Origin of the sequence: Pseudomonas synxantha (assembly GCF_900105675.1) — a bacterium.
In the GTDB taxonomy this organism is placed as follows: Bacteria; Pseudomonadota; Gammaproteobacteria; order Pseudomonadales; family Pseudomonadaceae; genus Aquipseudomonas; species Aquipseudomonas synxantha.
Genome location: NZ_LT629786.1, coordinates 2,693,825 through 2,709,184, shown reverse-complemented (window position 1 = coordinate 2,709,184; position 15,360 = coordinate 2,693,825). Strand labels below are relative to the sequence as shown.

Genomic DNA, 15,360 nt, shown 5'->3' with positions numbered 1-15,360 from the left:
CGTGGCCGACGAGATTTAGGTGTGACACGGGACTTCAATGGCCGGCGGCGAACGGCAGGGCGCTCGCCGCAGGGGCGGTTCAGGCGACGGCTTTTTCGCTGATGACGCGCCCGGCCTCCATGCGCACCAACTGGTCGGCGACGTCGAAGTAACGGTCGTCGTGGGAGATGACGATGATGGTCTTGCCCAGGCGCTTGAGGTCCGGCAGCAACTCGGTATAGAACACGCGGCGGAAGGTCGGGTCTTGGTCGGCGGCCCACTCGTCGAATACCAGCACCGGTCGTTCGTCGAGCCAGGCGTTGATCAAGGCCAGGCGCTTGCGCTGCCCGGTGGAGAGATCGGTGGTGGTGAACGCGCCGTTACGAATGCTGACCTTGTGGGCGATCTCCATGCGCTCCAGGTACTGGTTGGCATCCTCCGGCAGGGCTTTATCGCTCTGCACCAGTTCGTCGAACAGGTAATAGTCGGCAAAAATGGTGGTGAACATCTGCCGGTAATCATCCAGGCCACGCGCGTCGACGGCCATGCCGTTAAGGCGGATTTCGCCACTCTGTGGGGTGTACAGCCCCAGCAGCAGTTTGATCAGGGTGGTCTTGCCGCAGCCGTTTTCACCGACGATGAACAGGATCTCCCCAGGCTCGATGCTCAGGTTGACCGGGCCCAGGGTGAAAGGCTCGCTGCCTGCCACGGGCGGGAAGGCGTATTGCACGTCGCGCAATTCCAGGTGCTTCATGGGTGGGGTGCCGCGCTCATCGGCGTCCAGCAGCAGGTGGGGCTCGGGCGATGAAAAACGCTCGGACAGGTCAGCAATGCGGCGGAAGGCGATCTGCGCACGGCTGATGATCGGCAGGTTGGCGATCAAGTTTTCCAGTGGGCCTTTCATATAGAGCAGCACCAGCACGAAGCCGCTCATCATCGCTGGGTTGCTGCTCGGCCAGAACGATTGCAGGGTCAGCGCCAGGCCGATGACCACAAAGAACAGCATCGAACCCAGGCTTTTGGCGATCACAAAAATATTGATCGAGCGTACGTGCGTGTCGCAGATGTGGTCGGCGGTGGCCTGGATATTGCGGGTCAACATGGCGTGGCGGCGCTTGCGGTGAATCCTCAACTCCTTGGCGCCTTCGGCGATGGCCGAGTAGTGCCTTTGCAGGCTGTCTTCCGCGTCGCGTGCCTCATAGAAGCCTTTGATGCCCTTGCCTTGTGCGATGAACTGGATGGCCGAGCCGATGCCGATGGCCAGCAATGTCATGAGGAAAATAGGCAGCGACAGGCTCGCCAGATAGCCCAGGCAGCCAAGGATCACCGTGATCGAAATGGCCAGCGGGGCGAAGGCGAAGGCGAAATCGCTGATGGTGTCGACATCGTGGGTCAGCACCGGAATAAGCCGGTGGCTGCGATAGCGTTCGATCTGCTCGATCGGTGCCGACAATACCTTCGCACCCAGATCCTTGCGCAGTCGGGCAATGACTTTTTGTCCGACAAAGTTGCTGCCAATGTCGGCGGCAATGCTGCTGAGCAAGGCGAGTACGCACAGGCCGGCAAAGGCCAGCACCACCGCAGTGGTAAGGCCGGATTCGCTGTGCAGGCCCTGGTTAACCGTGGCCAGCAGCGCGGTGACGCTCAGGCCTCCAAGGATGCCGAACAGAATCGAGAGGGTGACGGTGTAGCGATAGGGCTTGAGCAGGCTCAAGAGTTCGCGAAGGGCGCTACGCGGTTTTGCAGTCATGAAACTACCTCGGTCGCGACGTGGCTACGTGCTATGGGCGAGTGGGGGCTGCGTCGATCGAGCTGATCGCCGGCGGGCTTTTGTAGGAGACGTTTCGACTCTGGCGCGATTTAGCTTTATCGCGCCGGACCTGGAGGTGGTGCGCCGTTGTGGGCGCTGATCAGCAAGGGCGGGCGCTGCATTGGCGCAAGATTCTGGTGGCGCACCTAAATTTTTCCTGCCGACAAGCGTTTTAGTTCTGATAAGGCCGGGTTTCATTTCCGGTGGGGGCGGTTAAAAAAAACGGGTAAATGAGTCTGGTTTTCATTAGGCCATCCGTCTCATTCACCAGAGGCGCTCAAAGACGCCGCTATTTCTGCCAATCACACGCCTCATTGCTCAAGGATTGCTGTCGATGTCTTATCCCCTTTGGTTGTCTACGCCCAAGCGTTACGCATTGAAGAAATTGCCGCAGGCCGTGCGCCTGATGATGCTGGGGGCTGTACTGGTCGTGCCGGCGGCTGCTACGTTTATGCCGGGCGCCGCGTTCGCCCAGGGCGAGGCGGGCAAGGTCGCCTTCGCGATTCCGGCCGGTCAATTATCGCAAGCGCTGATGGCGTTCGGTTCGGCGGCCGGCGTCTCGATCTCCTACGACCCGGCGCTGGCCAGCCAGCAAACCACCCGCGGGCTGAGGGGCCAATTCAGCGTGGATGAAGGGCTGTCCCGGTTGTTGTCGGGCAGTGGCTTGCAGGCCAGTCGCGAAGCCAGCGGCAGCTATGTGGTGATGCCGCCTGCCAGTGGTTCGGCGGTGATGACGCTGGGGGCGACCAATATCAGTGCCGAGGGGCTCGGGGCAACGACCGAAAACAGCGGTTCCTACACCACGGGCGCGACCAGTACTGCAACCAAGTTGCCATTGTCTCTGCGTGAAACCCCACAGTCGGTCAGTGTGGTCACCCGGCAACTGATGGATGACCAGCACCTGTCTACGCTCAACGAAGTGATGGCCTTCACCCCTGGTATCAGCATCAACCATCGCGACAGCGAACGGTTCGATTTCAACTCCCGTGGCTTTACCATCCAGAACTTCCAGTACGACGGCATTCCGTCGCAAGTGGCCAACGAGTCCCAGCAATACGTCGGCGCCATTTCGGACATGGCTATCTATGACCGCGTCGAAGTGATTCGCGGCGCTACCGGTCTGATGAGTGGCGCGGGGACTCCGTCCGCCACCATCAACCTGGTGCGCAAGCGTCCGACCAAGGACTTCCAGGGCTACGTGTCCGGGGAGGCGGGGGCATGGGATCGCTACCGCTCCGAAGTCGATGTCTCCGGGCCGTTGACTGAAACGGGCAATGTACGTGGGCGCTTTGTGGCGGCCTACCAGAAACAGAATTCGTTTATCGACTGGTACGGCCAGGAAAAGCGCGTGATGTACGGCGCGTTGGATATTGATCTGAACGACAGCACGACGCTACGCACCAGCCTCGACTATCAGAACAATGATGCCAATGGCAGCAGTTATGGGCATATCCCGCTGTTCTTCAGTAACGGCAAGCAAACCAATTTCTCCCGGTCATTCAACCCGGCCTCGCGCTCCAGTTACATGGACAACACCAGCTACAACTTCACCACCATGCTGGATCACAAGCTGGACAATGACTGGAGCCTGAAAACAGCTTACAGCCATCAATACTCGTACCGTAAAGGCCAGGGCGCATCGGCCAGTGGTGGCTACCCTGACCCGGCGACAGGGCAGGGCACAGGCGTATTCATTTATCGCCTGGACAGCTACCAGACCCAGGACACCCTCGATACCTATGCGTCCGGCCCGTTCAACCTGGGTGGGCGCGAGCATGAGTTGGTGGTCGGTGCCAGTGCCTCGCGTACGCACCTTAACTTCCCCAACTACGCCAGCCACAACGATGACGGCGATTATGGGTCGGCGAATATCTTCAACTGGAATGGCAATGAGTACGGGCGGCGTCAGTATTTCAAGGATGGCGGCACCGTCACCACCTTGCAGCAGACCGGCCTGTATGGCGCCTTGCGTTTGAAGCCGTTCGATCCGCTGACCATCATCCTGGGCACCCGGCTCAGTTGGTGGAACCAGGAAGACGAGGTCAGTGATTACCTCAAGGGCACCAAGGCCACCGACAAGACCAAGAAAACCGGGGTTGTCACACCTTATGTCGGCGTTGTCTATGAACTGAACGACACCTATTCGGCGTACGCCAGTTACACCAGCATCTTCCTGCCGCAGACCTTCTACAAAACTGGATCGGGCGGCTCACTGGCTCCGCTTGAGGGCGACAACTATGAGATCGGTCTCAAGGGTGAGTTCTTCAACGGCGCGCTGAATGCCAGCATCGCTGTGTTCGACATTGAGCAGAAGAACACACCTGAGCAGGCGGGCGTGGATTCTGCCGGCCGCGCGGTGTACAAGGCCATCAGTGGCACCAATACCCGTGGCGTCGAGACCGAGATCTCCGGTGAAGTGGCCAGCGGCTGGAATGTGTTTGGTGGCTATACCTACCGTGAGTCCCATGACAAGGATGGCGGTCGGGTCCAGACCAACCAGCCGATCAACCTGTTCAAGTTCGGCACGACTTATCGCTTGCCGGGTGCGTGGAGCAAGTTGACCGTCGGCGGTAACGTAACTTGGCAAAGCGAGATGTACGCGTCTTCGCAAATCAACTATACAGGCCCTTATTACAAGGCGACCCAGGATCCGTTTGCGGTGGTCGGCTTGTTGGCCAAGTACAAGGTCGATGAGCACCTGACCGTAGGTTTGAACGTCAACAACCTGTTTGACCAGAAGTACTACGATGGCATGGGTACATTCAACTCGGGCTCCTATGGCGAGCCGCGCAATGCCATGGTCAACGCCAAGTGGACCTTCTGATTCGCTGAGGCGCTGGGGTCGAAGAGGCGGGAGGGAGTTGACTCCCTCCCGCGTTCGTTCTGTATTGATGGGTAAGGCGGCCTGGATCAGAGGTCACGAACGACCCTGAAACCGAGCCAGTCCCCGCGGGTATCCGGGTAGATGGTATTGCGGTTGCCCGAGCGCGAAAACACCGGTGCCTCACCCCAGTCATTGCCACGAATCTGATAGCCCTCACAGTTGGGCTCCACCCACGCACTGCCATCAGTCGGTGCGCCGATGTAGTTCGGATGTTCGCAATCAGCCACCCGCTCGTACACATTGCCGTGCATGTCATACATGCCAAACGCATTCGGCGGGTAGCTGCCGACCGGCGACGAATAGCTATAGCCATCTGCCGGGCCGTAGGTGTTGGCGTGCTTGGCGATGCTGTAGCCCTTGCCCTCGTCGAACGGGAAGGGGAACGGGCCGGTTGTGCCGGCACGAGCGGCGTATTCGCGCTGGGCTTCGCTGACCATGTAGTACTGCTGGCCGGTCTTCTTCGACAGCCAGCTCACGTACTGCTTGATATCGTCCATATCCATGCACACCGCCGGCTGGCGCGGGCCTTGAGGGTAGCGCGGCTTGCTGGCGATGCATTCGCGGCCAGGGCGATCGTCGCCGTTGGCGATCTTCACGCCGGTCTGGCGCACGTAGCTGTCCCATTCAGCGGCGGTGATATGGAAACGGCTCATGGCGAACGGCTTGGCGAAGGTCACGGCATGCATCGGGCCTTCGTCGGGCTCGCGGCCGACTTCGCCTTCCGGCGTGCCCATGGTGAAGGTGCCGGCAGGCAATACCACCATTTCCGGGCAATCCTTGCAGTCTTTGAATACCTTGCCGGGTTGTGGTGTGGCGGCCTGGGCCAGGTTGGGCAGCAGCGCGCCGCACAGGGCGGTGAGCGCCAGTGCGGTCAGGGGTTTGAGTCGGAATGGAGTCATGTGGGCATCTCGTCCAAAGGGAAAAAAGGTCATAGCCGTTGGCTCAGCAAGGTCACGAAGCGCTGGAGCTCATCCGAGCTGTTGAGCAGGCCGGGCGCGGTACGAATCACCGGGCCGACGTCACGATCGACTGCGTCCACCACCACGCGGTTTTTCATCAGGTAGGCCGCCACCTCGTCGCTGTTCTGGCCCTTGACTCGAAAGAAGGTGAAACCCGCCGACAGTTCAGGGCTGCGCGGCGTGACCAGCTCGATCTGCGGGTGGGCCAGCAACTGGTCCTTGAGTTCGGTGTTGAGGGCATGGATACGTGCCTGCACCGGTGCTTTGCCCAGCTGCAGGTGCAGCTTGAAGGCTTCGTCGGCGGCCCAGCGATGTTCGAAGGCGTGATAACCACCTGGCGTCATGCTGGTGGCGAAGTCCTTGTCCTCGGAAAAAGTCGGCACCATCGGCGTGACGTATTTGTTCTCGGCGTCACGGGCGCACACCAGGCCGGTGCCGCGCGGGCCGAACATCCACTTGTGGGTGCCGGCGATAAAGAAGTCGCAATGCATGTCCGGGAAATCCAGGTTCTCGACGCCGAAGCCGTGTACGCCGTCGACCACATAGAGGATGCGGTCGTTGTCGTCACGGTTGCGGTTATGTTCGTTCACCAGTTGGCCGATCTCGCCGATGGGCAGTTTCACACCGCTGCCGGATTGCACCCAGGTCATACCCAGCACACGGGTATTGGGGCGGAGGTTGCGTTGGATGTTGCCCAGCACTTCGTCGGCGGATACCTGGGCGGCGTTCTCGAACAGGTGGATACGACGCACCCGGGTGCCCTGCTTGAGCGCACGAAAATCCAGGCTGCTCTGCGTGGCGTAGTGCTCATGCACCGTGGTAAGGATTTCCTGGTCCGGTCGTACCTTGATCCCGCCATAAATCATCGCCAGCCCTTCGGACGTGCTGCCGGTGAGGGCGATTTGTGCAGGGGTTGCATTCAGGTAGCGGCCGGCCCATTCGCGCACCTGACCTTCACGCTTCCAGGTTTCCTGCAGGTCCCAGTCCATCGCCAGCCCTGGGTTGCGGTCGATTTGCATGCGGTAGCGTTCAATGGCCTCGCGCACCGGCTTGGGGTGCGAGGCCACCAGGAAGTTGGAAAGGTGCAGGTAATCCGGGTCCTGGTTGAACAGCTGTTTTAGTCCCGTCCATGGGTCGTTCGTAGTGGCTGCCACTGCCTGGGGTAGCAGTGCGGTGCCCAGTGGCAGGCTCGCGGCAAAGACGCCGGCCTGCTTGAGAAATGTACGGCGGTCGGTCATGGACTTACTTCGTGGTGATTAGCGGTTGGCCAATGGCTTGGCGGCTTTTTGTACCTGGTCCCACACGCGCAGGAAGTTGCCTCCCCACAGCTTGGCGATATCGGCTTCGGAGTAGCCGCGCTGGATCAGTTCGGCGGTGACATTGCGCACTTCGCCGACGTTCTCCCAGCCCTTGAGGCCGCCGCCGTCGTTGAAGTCCGAGGCGATGCCTACGTGATCGATGCCGATCTTGCGCACGGTGTAGTCGATGGCGTCCCCCAGGTCCTTGAGGGTGGCCTTGGGTTCTTCCTCGAGGATGGCGTACAGCGCGCTGGCGTATTGGCCGAAGCGTTGCTCGGGCCAGGCGGCAATGATTGCGTCGCCGGGCATCAAGGCCATGGCCAGGTTGGGCAACGGCGGCAGGTCGAAGCGCGCGCGCAGGGCGTTGAGCTTGTTCTGGGTCGGTTGGCTCAAGGGGCGCAGGTACGCGGGGAAGCCCACCACCTGCACCACGCCGCCGCTGTTCTTGATCAGTTGCAGTTCCTTGTCGCTGAGGTTGCGTGGGATATCCACCGACGCCCGTGGCGCCGAGTGGGACGCCACCATCGGCGTGCGGCTCAATTGCGCGACTTGCTCCAGGGCCTTGGTCGACATCTGCGACACGTCGATGATCACTCCCAGGTCATTCAGGCGGTGCACCGCTTGTTGGCCGATGGGCGACAGGCCCTCGAGGGCGTCGGTCGAATCATTGAAAAACGGCAACGGGCGCGACGAGTCGGACCAGGCGTTATTGCCGATGTAGCTGAAACCGAACATGCGCATGCCGCGTGCGGCCCACAGGTCGAGCTGGTTCAGATCATTGCCCAGGGGATAGGCGTTGAGCATGCTGATGAAAATTGCAAACTTGCCTTCGCCGTGCAGGCGCCGCATATCGTCCGGGGTGTAGGCGATGCCCACCTGGTTGGGAAAGTCGCGGACCATGCCGGAAATGATCTTGTAGCGCACCTCCTGCTCATGGCGGGCCTCTTCGACAAAGCCGTCGGTGGGCTTGTGGGGAGCGTTGGGGCCGCTCCAGATTTCCGGCCAGCCAAAAATCGTCAGCGCGGCGCCGGACAATCTGCCACGCGCTGCCTTGGCCAGGTCGAACTGGCCGCTGCCATCCTTGTCGGCCTCATTACCCGCCGTGCCGAAATCCAGGGGCACGGTGATATGGCTGTCAAACGACAACAGGCGATCCTGCATTTCATTGGCTTGCTTGATCACCTCCAGCGAGTAGCCGGCGTTGCCCTTGAACCACTGGTCCCAGATCAGAAAACCGGACCCGGCGCCGATAGCCAGGGCCAACGGCAGGCCGATATACAGCGCCTTTTTCGAACGTGATTTTGTCATTGCCATCTCAGTCAGTTGAGGCCTTTGCTATCAGGAAAGAACGAGCGATGACGGGGGAAATTTAGGTGCGGGGGCGCGGCGGTAAATTTCAGCGGGCTGCAAACGTTCTAGCTCTGATTAAGCCGTTTCCTAAGGTAGACAATGACAATCTCTCGACGTGGGTTCATCGCAGGCCTGGCGCTGACCGGCGCGGCCGTGCCGGCGGCCTTTTACGCCCATCGCGAGCTGACGCGGGAAGAGTTCCCCATCACCCCCGGCGAAGCCACGGTCGACCTTGCCGATATTCAGGGCCAGCATCTGGCGGACACCCTGCGCGGTGTATGGAGCCTGCGCCTGGAAGGCCGCGATGCCGGGCTCAAGGGCTTGCCGCGGGACGGCTTGGAACTGCTGCTCGATATAGCCCCCCGTGGCCGCGGCCTGCGTGGTTACCTGGACACCGCCGAGAACCTGCGCGCCGACGGCGAGCCGCGCTACCGTGTATTGGGCGATCTGCTCACCGGCGATGGCGCCGTGCTCTATTGGCGCTTGATCGACCGCGATGCGCAGGCCGATGTGCCCGCCTATGAGTTCAAGATGACCCTCGATGAAGTTTGGGCCGACTTCGGCAATGCTGGCAGCGGCACCCTGAGCGGGCAGATTCTCGACCTTGAGCGCCCCCTGGCCTTGACCGAGCGCGACAACCGTTTCATTGCCCACAAACAGCTGTTTCCCGAAGCCCGCCAGCGCATAGGCCTTAATCCGACTTTGCTGGCCTGGCTGGTGTCTCCCGAACACCGGCTGTTTCACCAACTCTGGCACGCCAGCCGTGATCGGTGGCACAAGCTCTCCGAAGAACAACGCGAAGCCCTGCGCGGCATCGGCTGGCAACCCGGGCCCCGGGGCCAGGAGCGCGACGCCCGAGGCAAACGCAAAGATCGCAACGGCTCGGGCATCGACTTTTTCTTCATGCACCGCCATATGCTCGGCACCGCACGCTCCATGCAGGATTTGCTCTCATGGCCGCAATTCCCCGAACCGCAACCGGCGCTGGAGCGTGATCGCCTGGGTTTTTTGCGGTACTTCGACAACCACGACGGCTTTGCGCTGCCCCCTTGTTGGTCGGCACCGGATGACGCCGACTACACCCAGTGGGTCAGCGACATCAAGGCGGCCGAAACCTACCACAGCAACTTCCAGGTCTGGGAATCCCAATACCGCGATCCGCGTTACCTGGCCCAGTTGACCCTGGGCCAACTGGGCTCGGAGATGGAGCTGGGCCTGCACGACTGGCTGCACATGCGCTGGGCCTCAGTGCCTCGCGATCCGTCCAACGGTGCGCCGGTGCCGTTCGCCCGTGACCCTGCGGACTTTGCCCCACGTTGGTACGCGCCGGAAAACGACTTTCTCGGCGATCCGTTTTCATCCCATGTAAACCCGGTGTTTTGGCATTTTCATGGCTGGATCGACGACCGTATCGAAGACTGGTTCCGTGCCCACGAACGGTTCAACCCTGGCGAGGTGACGCGGATGAAGGTCAACGACGTGGCCTGGTTTGCACCGGGCCGCTGGGTGGAGGTGGGCGACCCATGGCTGGGCCCGGACACCCACGGCTGCAGCACCACACCGGGGCTGCAACAGGGGCGCTCGATGGAAATGGACCCGGAAATCATGAAGCTGGCCCTGCGCATCACCTTTGGCGCCGATGAGGAACTGCTTGAAGGTTTGTTCAAGCGCGTACCAAAACGGCCGTGGTATGCACGGCACTTGAAGGTCAAGCGCGAGGTGTAAGGCCCGGATAACACCGCATTTGTGGCAAAGTAAACATTGACACTTTCACGCCTGGGCGTAACGATCAACTCAATTTTTGAAAATTGAGTTTCAGTCATGGCCAAGATCCAAAAGCCAGTGGATTTCGAGGTGCTGTTAAAACGTCACGGTCTGGAAATCTTTGAGTTGGCCCGCACCTTCAAGGCGATTGACGAGAAAGGTCGGTATTTGCACTGGGATGAGTTTCGACGCTATCCCGCGCCGGGTATCAACAAAGAAGCGGCATGGGCAGCAATCAAAATGTCACGGGCCTGTGCGAGCAAAACCTTGGAGTTGCGCAGCGAATGCGACAGGCCTTTTTTCTTGTACACCACTGATTTTTGCGACGCGGTGATTCATGCCGTGGAATCGGTCACATCCAGGTTGGGTGGGGCTAAGGCTTCGTCTCCCCAATACCGCGACAACACTCAATACCTGGTCGACTCACTGATGATGGAGGAAGCGATCTCCAGCGCCCAGCTGGAAGGCGCCGCGACCACGCGCAAGATCGCCAAGGACATGCTGGCCAAGGAGCGCACGCCTCAGAATGATGATGAGCGGATGATCCTGAATAACTATCACCTGATGAAGCAAGCCAAATACAGCAAGGACGATAACCTCTCTATTGCGCTGATCTGCGAGTTTCACGGCATTGCCACGGCGGGCATTGAAGAGGACGAGGCTCATCCGGGGCAGCTCAGGGGCACTGACGATATTTTTGTGGGAGGTGCAGGGGATGAAGTCGTCCACCAACCGCCTCAGGCAACGCTGCTGCCGGCCAGGCTGGAAGCGCTTTGCCGATTTGCCAATGACCGACATGACGGCCAGGATGGCAGGCACTTTATCCATCCCGTAGTGAAAGCTATCATCCTCCACTTTATGCTTGGTTACGAGCACCCCTTCAGGGACGGCAACGGGCGAACGGCGCGGTGTTTGTTTTACTGGTTCATGCTCAAAAGCGGCTATTGGCCCTTTGAGTACATCTCCATCAGCACGCTGCTCAAGGAGGCGCCCATGCAATATGGGCGCTCATACATCCATACGGAAACTGACGCTTTTGATTTGACCTATTTCGTCATTTATCAACTACGGGTTATCGAGCGTGCCATCAATGAATTCATGGCGTACTTCGAAAGCAAACGCAAAGAAGCCGTGGAACTGATGAGCTGGCTGAATACGCTTGGGTTGCAGGATGACTTGAATAACCGGCAGGGGCATTTCTTGAAGAAAGTCCTGCAACACCCTGGGCGCATCTTCATGCCCAAGGAACTCACCCATGACTATGACATTTCGGAAAACACCGCACGCAAGGACCTTGAGAAGCTGGCTGCCATGAAGGTGCTGTTCAAAGTGCAGGAAGGTAAGAGCTTCCTCTACGTTGCCCGCGAGGATGGTCAAGCCAACTTGAAGAAGCTGATATCGGCAGGCTAGGTGTTTTCAACGCTGTTCTTCTGCCCGTAGTTGCACACTCATCTCATCGCAACTACGTGCCCATTCACTCAGCCATTGCGGCATCGGCGGTGAGACTTCGTCCAACCCCAGCTCTCGCACAAACTCCGCTGGGGGCAGGGTGCCTTTGGCGCTTCGGAACACTCCACGCATCACCACCACGCCAATCACTCGGCCATTGCTGACGAAACGGTGCTCCATCAGGCTCCACTTGTGGTCCCAGCCGAGCATGCGGGTGTGCACGTCGAAGACCTCGAACAGCTTCAATTCTCGGCGAAACTTGCCCCAGGTATCGCCCACGATCGGCACCGCCTTGTGACGCAGCGCCACACGGAAGGCGCCCGTGCGCAAGACAAAATCCATGCGTGCAACATCCGCCAGGGTGAAATACCGGCCATTGGTGACATGCCGATTGAGATCCAGATCCAGGGGCCAGACGCGCATGCGCACCACCGTGGTGTCCAGGCCATGTACCGGTTTGCGCCAGGGGCGGCGCAACAGCATGTGCAGTAATCGAAACCAGAGATTCATGAAACTACTCGACAGTTGATCAATGGCAGCACTGTAAAGGTGCGGGATCGGCTAGGGTAGGTCCGCAAATGACTTATTACATGCGAAAAGCGCAAATCGGGTTCTAATATGCACATTGTTTTGCTGCGGTTTCTTTTTACTCTCAAGGGGGCCTTGCCGACGGTTGCCCACAGCCGACCAGTGCCTGACTGATGCTCTCGGTCCAAATGTGGGAGGAGGCTTGCTCCCGATAGCGGCCTGACAGCTGACCAGTGCCTGACTGATGCTCTCGGTCCAAATGTGGGAGGGGGCTTGCTCCCGATAGCGGCCTTACAGCCGACCAGTGCCTGACTGATGGTCTCGGTCCAAATGTGGGAGGGGGCTTACTCCCGATAGCGGCCTGACAGCCGACCAGTGCCTGACTGATGGTCTCGGTCCAAATGTGGGAGGGGGCTTACTCCCGATAGCGGCCTGACAGCCGACCAGTGCCTGACTGATGGTCTCGATCCAAATGTGGGAGGGAGCTTGCTCCCGATGGCGGCCTGACAGTTGACCAGGATGTTGGATCAGACCGAGTACATATCCATTATTTAGGTAACGGCCACTATTGGTTCCGCTTTTACAGCGGGTCACTTTGAAAAGCGCAAAGTAACCAAACGCTCTTGCCCCACCACTCGGCACCTCGCTTAGGCTCGGTGTGCCCGCAATCCGACAGGGATTTGGGGGGCCGCCGCCACGCGCCATCCATGGCGCGGGGCGGCTAAACCGGCATCCCTGCCGGTTTACCCCCCAAATCCCTGTCGAATTCCGGCCAGCGTGGTTTAACGGGGCGCCTGAGATCAAAAGCAGATCAAGATCAAGAGCGGCTCGCTGCGCATCGTGGTTGGCGTTGGGCGATGCAGGATTTTGCGATATCCATGCAAATCGCAGACGAAAAAAAACCGGCTGATCAGGCCGGTTTGGGGTGTCCCGCCAACAGAGCGGGGTTATACGTGGGTGCTCAGCAAACGTTCGGCACCACCTTCAGCGAGGCCACGTTCCTGCAGGCGCTCCGCACCACCTTCAGCGAGGCCACGTTCCTGCAGGCGATCCGCACCACCTTCGGCGAGGCCACGTTCCTGCAGGCGATCCGCACCGCCTTCAGCCAGGCCACGTTCCTGCAAACGATCCGCGCCACCTTCGGCAACGCGGGTTTCTATCAGGCGGTCCGAGCCGCCTTCGGCGACTACCGGGTGGGCAAAAGCGTTTGCAGCGAGTACCGAGAAAGCGAGGCTAAGCAAGAGTTGGCGTTTCATGATGGTGTGCTCCGAGTGTCTTGGTTGGGTGCCGTTTGGCATGGGTTTGATGTTACGCGTTGGTTTTTTTAAGAGAACTTCATTGCGCTGATGGTGACTATCGATGCCAGCGATGGTCCTTGCCGAACCATCACTGCAAGCGTCACGGCATCTGCGGCAGCTCATTGGGGCGCAGGTCGAACACCAGCACCTCGGCGTCCTCGCCATGGCTCAGGCGAAGCTGGCGCTCTTCACGCACCCGCACACCGTCGCCTTCCTGCAAGCGTTGGCCATTGAGTTCAACGCTGCCGCGCGCCACATGAACGTAGGCGTAGCGATCCGGCGCCAGCTCCAGGCGTGTGCTTTCGTCGCCGTTGAATAGCCCGGCATACACCCGTGCATCCTGGCGAACGTTCAGCGAGCCATTGGCGCCGTCCGGGGAGATGATCAACTGCAAGCGCCCGCGCTTCTGCGCTTCACTGAAGTGTTCCTGCTGATAGCGCGGCTTGGCGCCGGCCTCGTTGGGCACGATCCAGATTTGCAGGAAGTGCACCCCCAGGCGTTGGCTGTGGTTGAACTCACTGTGGGCCACGCCGCTGCCGGCGCTCATCAACTGCACATCGCCGGGGCGGATCACCGAGCCGGTGCCCAGGGTGTCCTTGTGTTCCAGGGCGCCTTCGAGCACGTAGGAGAAAATCTCCATGTCGCGGTGCGGGTGCTGGCCAAAGCCTTTGCCGGCGGCGACGCGGTCATCGTTGATGACCAGCAGGTCGGAAAAACCCTGTTCGTTGGGGTTCCAGTAGTTGGCGAAAGAGAAGGTGTGGAACGACTTCAACCAACCGTGATTGGCGGCGCCGCGTTCGGAAGCTTTGCGAAGGGTCAGCATGGTCCAGTCCTCAAGTGAGCGCAGGCTGCGAGATGCAGGGCGCTTGGGTGAGGAGAAGATTAATGGTTATCGAATTATTCATTAACGAGGTGAAAATAGAATAACTGTCTCCCTCTGGTTGACACTCAAAGTCATGCCATAATGCCCGCCGCATTTCTGTTCAATGGACTTTCCCCGCTTATGAAAACCGTGGCCATGGCGCTGTTCCCGGACTTCCTGCTGCTCGACATGGCCGGGCCGCTGGAAGTGTTTTCGATTGCCAACCGCTACCTGCCGGCAGCCGACCACTATCAGATCCTGACCATTGGCACTGAGCCCGGTCCGCTGCGGGCCTCCAACGGGGTGATGGTGCAGACCGATTTGCTGCTGGAGCAGGACCATGCCGCCTATGACCTGCTGCTGGTGCCGGGCGGCCCGGGCGCCTATAACGAATGCCATCCCGCGCTGCTGCCCTGGCTGAAAACAGCGGCGCCACGGTCCCGGCGTTTCGGCTCGATCTGCACCGGCGCCTTCGTGCTCGGGCATGCGGGCTTGCTCGACGGGCACCGCGTGACCACCCACTGGCATTACACCGAGCGCTTGATCAAGGCGTTCCCCAACGCCATTGTCGAGACCGATCGCATTTACTTGCAGGACGGGCGCCTGATCACCTCGGGTGGCGTCACCGCCGGTATCGACCTGGCCCTTTCGGTAGTTGCCCAGGACCACGGCAAGCAAGTGGCGGTGGATGTAGCCAAGGTGCTGCTGGTGGTGATGAAACGCCAGGGCGGTCAGGCCCAGTTCAGCCCGATGACCGCTGCCGTGGCGCCCCAGGAAACCGCGATCACCCGCGTTCAGAACCATGTGCTGGCGCATCTGGAGCAAGCCTTTACCATCGAGTCCATGGCCGAACTGGCCGGCATGAGTGCACGGCATTTTGCGCGACTGTTCGCCAAGGACGTGCAGATGACGCCCATGGCGTTCCTGCAGGGCGCACGCATCGACCGTGCCCGGCACTTGTTGGAAACCACCGACCTGCCGCTCAAGACCGTGGCGTTCCACGCAGGCTTCGGCAGCGTGCGGCATATGCGCTTTCTGTTCAGTGAGAAGCTTGGCCTGAACCCTACCCAATACCGACAACAGTTCAGTTAACGACACAATGTCCGTCCAGGGCACTCGATTGTCCGTATCGCTCCCCGTGCCAGCATTGCCCTGTCATCGCCAGCTGGCAAGATAGCG

The 15,360-nt window shown here is 60.0% G+C and carries 11 protein-coding genes; 4 read left to right on the top strand and 7 right to left on the bottom strand.

Annotated features, from left to right (window positions below; all coding sequences use genetic code 11):
- Positions 1–79: 79 nt before the first annotated feature.
- Positions 80–1,729: a cyclic peptide export ABC transporter gene (locus BLU48_RS12690; RefSeq protein WP_057022615.1), complete on the bottom strand. Its 1,650-nt coding sequence runs from the start codon at positions 1,727–1,729 to the stop codon at positions 80–82.
- A gap of 394 nt (positions 1,730–2,123) precedes the next feature.
- Between BLU48_RS12690 and BLU48_RS12685 the strand changes: the two genes are divergently transcribed.
- Positions 2,124–4,613 (top strand): TonB-dependent siderophore receptor, encoded by a 2,490-nt coding sequence (locus tag BLU48_RS12685; RefSeq protein ID WP_057022614.1) that lies wholly within the window; start codon positions 2,124–2,126, stop codon positions 4,611–4,613.
- 86 nt (positions 4,614–4,699) lie between these two features.
- Here BLU48_RS12685 and pvdO read toward each other — a convergent pair whose 3' ends face one another.
- Genes pvdO through pvdM form a run of 3 tightly spaced genes read right to left on the bottom strand, consistent with a single transcriptional unit; the run spans position 4,700 to position 8,238 of the window.
- The gene (gene pvdO, locus BLU48_RS12680) at positions 4,700–5,572 is read right to left on the bottom strand and encodes a dihydropyoverdine dehydrogenase (protein ID WP_057022613.1); all 873 of its coding nucleotides are present in this window, start codon (positions 5,570–5,572) and stop codon (positions 4,700–4,702) included.
- 29 nt (positions 5,573–5,601) lie between these two features.
- On the bottom strand, positions 5,602–6,870 hold the full coding sequence (gene pvdN, locus BLU48_RS12675) for a pyoverdine-tailoring periplasmic protein PvdN (RefSeq protein ID WP_057022612.1): 1,269 nt from the start codon (positions 6,868–6,870) through the stop codon (positions 5,602–5,604).
- A gap of 18 nt (positions 6,871–6,888) precedes the next feature.
- Entirely contained in the window at positions 6,889–8,238 is a 1,350-nt protein-coding gene (gene pvdM / locus BLU48_RS12670) for a pyoverdine-tailoring dipeptidase-like protein PvdM (RefSeq protein ID WP_057022611.1), read from the bottom strand.
- A 141-nt stretch (positions 8,239–8,379) separates the two neighbouring features.
- Between pvdM and pvdP the strand changes: the two genes are divergently transcribed.
- Complete coding sequence (pvdP, locus tag BLU48_RS12665) at positions 8,380–10,005, top strand: pyoverdine maturation tyrosinase PvdP (protein WP_057022610.1); 1,626 nt, start codon at positions 8,380–8,382, stop codon at positions 10,003–10,005.
- A gap of 96 nt (positions 10,006–10,101) precedes the next feature.
- Positions 10,102–11,454: a Fic family protein gene (locus BLU48_RS12660; RefSeq protein WP_057022609.1), complete on the top strand. Its 1,353-nt coding sequence runs from the start codon at positions 10,102–10,104 to the stop codon at positions 11,452–11,454.
- A gap of 6 nt (positions 11,455–11,460) precedes the next feature.
- Here the strand turns inward: BLU48_RS12660 and BLU48_RS12655 are convergent, their stop codons facing one another.
- From BLU48_RS12655 to BLU48_RS12645, 3 genes are all read right to left on the bottom strand, one after another.
- Complete coding sequence (locus BLU48_RS12655) at positions 11,461–12,003, bottom strand: thioesterase family protein (RefSeq protein ID WP_057022608.1); 543 nt, start codon at positions 12,001–12,003, stop codon at positions 11,461–11,463.
- 965 nt (positions 12,004–12,968) lie between these two features.
- Positions 12,969–13,277 (bottom strand): hypothetical protein, encoded by a 309-nt coding sequence (locus tag BLU48_RS12650; RefSeq protein WP_082636633.1) that lies wholly within the window; start codon positions 13,275–13,277, stop codon positions 12,969–12,971.
- Positions 13,278–13,419: 142 nt separating this feature from the next.
- Positions 13,420–14,142 (bottom strand): pirin family protein, encoded by a 723-nt coding sequence (locus BLU48_RS12645; protein ID WP_057022606.1) that lies wholly within the window; start codon positions 14,140–14,142, stop codon positions 13,420–13,422.
- A 180-nt stretch (positions 14,143–14,322) separates the two neighbouring features.
- Between BLU48_RS12645 and BLU48_RS12640 the strand changes: the two genes are divergently transcribed.
- Positions 14,323–15,273 carry a GlxA family transcriptional regulator gene (locus BLU48_RS12640; RefSeq protein ID WP_057022605.1) on the top strand — a complete coding sequence of 317 codons (951 nt, stop codon included), beginning with the start codon at positions 14,323–14,325 and terminating at the stop codon, positions 15,271–15,273.
- The last annotated feature ends 87 nt before the right edge of the window (positions 15,274–15,360 follow it).

Coding starts and splice junctions, on each gene's coding strand:
- BLU48_RS12690 (WP_057022615.1), bottom strand. CDS start 1,729: ATGACTGCAAAACCGCGTAGCGCCCTTCGCGAACTCTTGAGCCTGCTC.
- BLU48_RS12685 (WP_057022614.1), top strand. CDS start 2,124: ATGTCTTATCCCCTTTGGTTGTCTACGCCCAAGCGTTACGCATTGAAG.
- pvdO (WP_057022613.1), bottom strand. CDS start 5,572: ATGACTCCATTCCGACTCAAACCCCTGACCGCACTGGCGCTCACCGCC.
- pvdN (WP_057022612.1), bottom strand. CDS start 6,870: ATGACCGACCGCCGTACATTTCTCAAGCAGGCCGGCGTCTTTGCCGCG.
- pvdM (WP_057022611.1), bottom strand. CDS start 8,238: ATGACAAAATCACGTTCGAAAAAGGCGCTGTATATCGGCCTGCCGTTG.
- pvdP (WP_057022610.1), top strand. CDS start 8,380: ATGACAATCTCTCGACGTGGGTTCATCGCAGGCCTGGCGCTGACCGGC.
- BLU48_RS12660 (WP_057022609.1), top strand. CDS start 10,102: ATGGCCAAGATCCAAAAGCCAGTGGATTTCGAGGTGCTGTTAAAACGT.
- BLU48_RS12655 (WP_057022608.1), bottom strand. CDS start 12,003: ATGAATCTCTGGTTTCGATTACTGCACATGCTGTTGCGCCGCCCCTGG.
- BLU48_RS12650 (WP_082636633.1), bottom strand. CDS start 13,277: ATGAAACGCCAACTCTTGCTTAGCCTCGCTTTCTCGGTACTCGCTGCA.
- BLU48_RS12645 (WP_057022606.1), bottom strand. CDS start 14,142: ATGCTGACCCTTCGCAAAGCTTCCGAACGCGGCGCCGCCAATCACGGT.
- BLU48_RS12640 (WP_057022605.1), top strand. CDS start 14,323: ATGAAAACCGTGGCCATGGCGCTGTTCCCGGACTTCCTGCTGCTCGAC.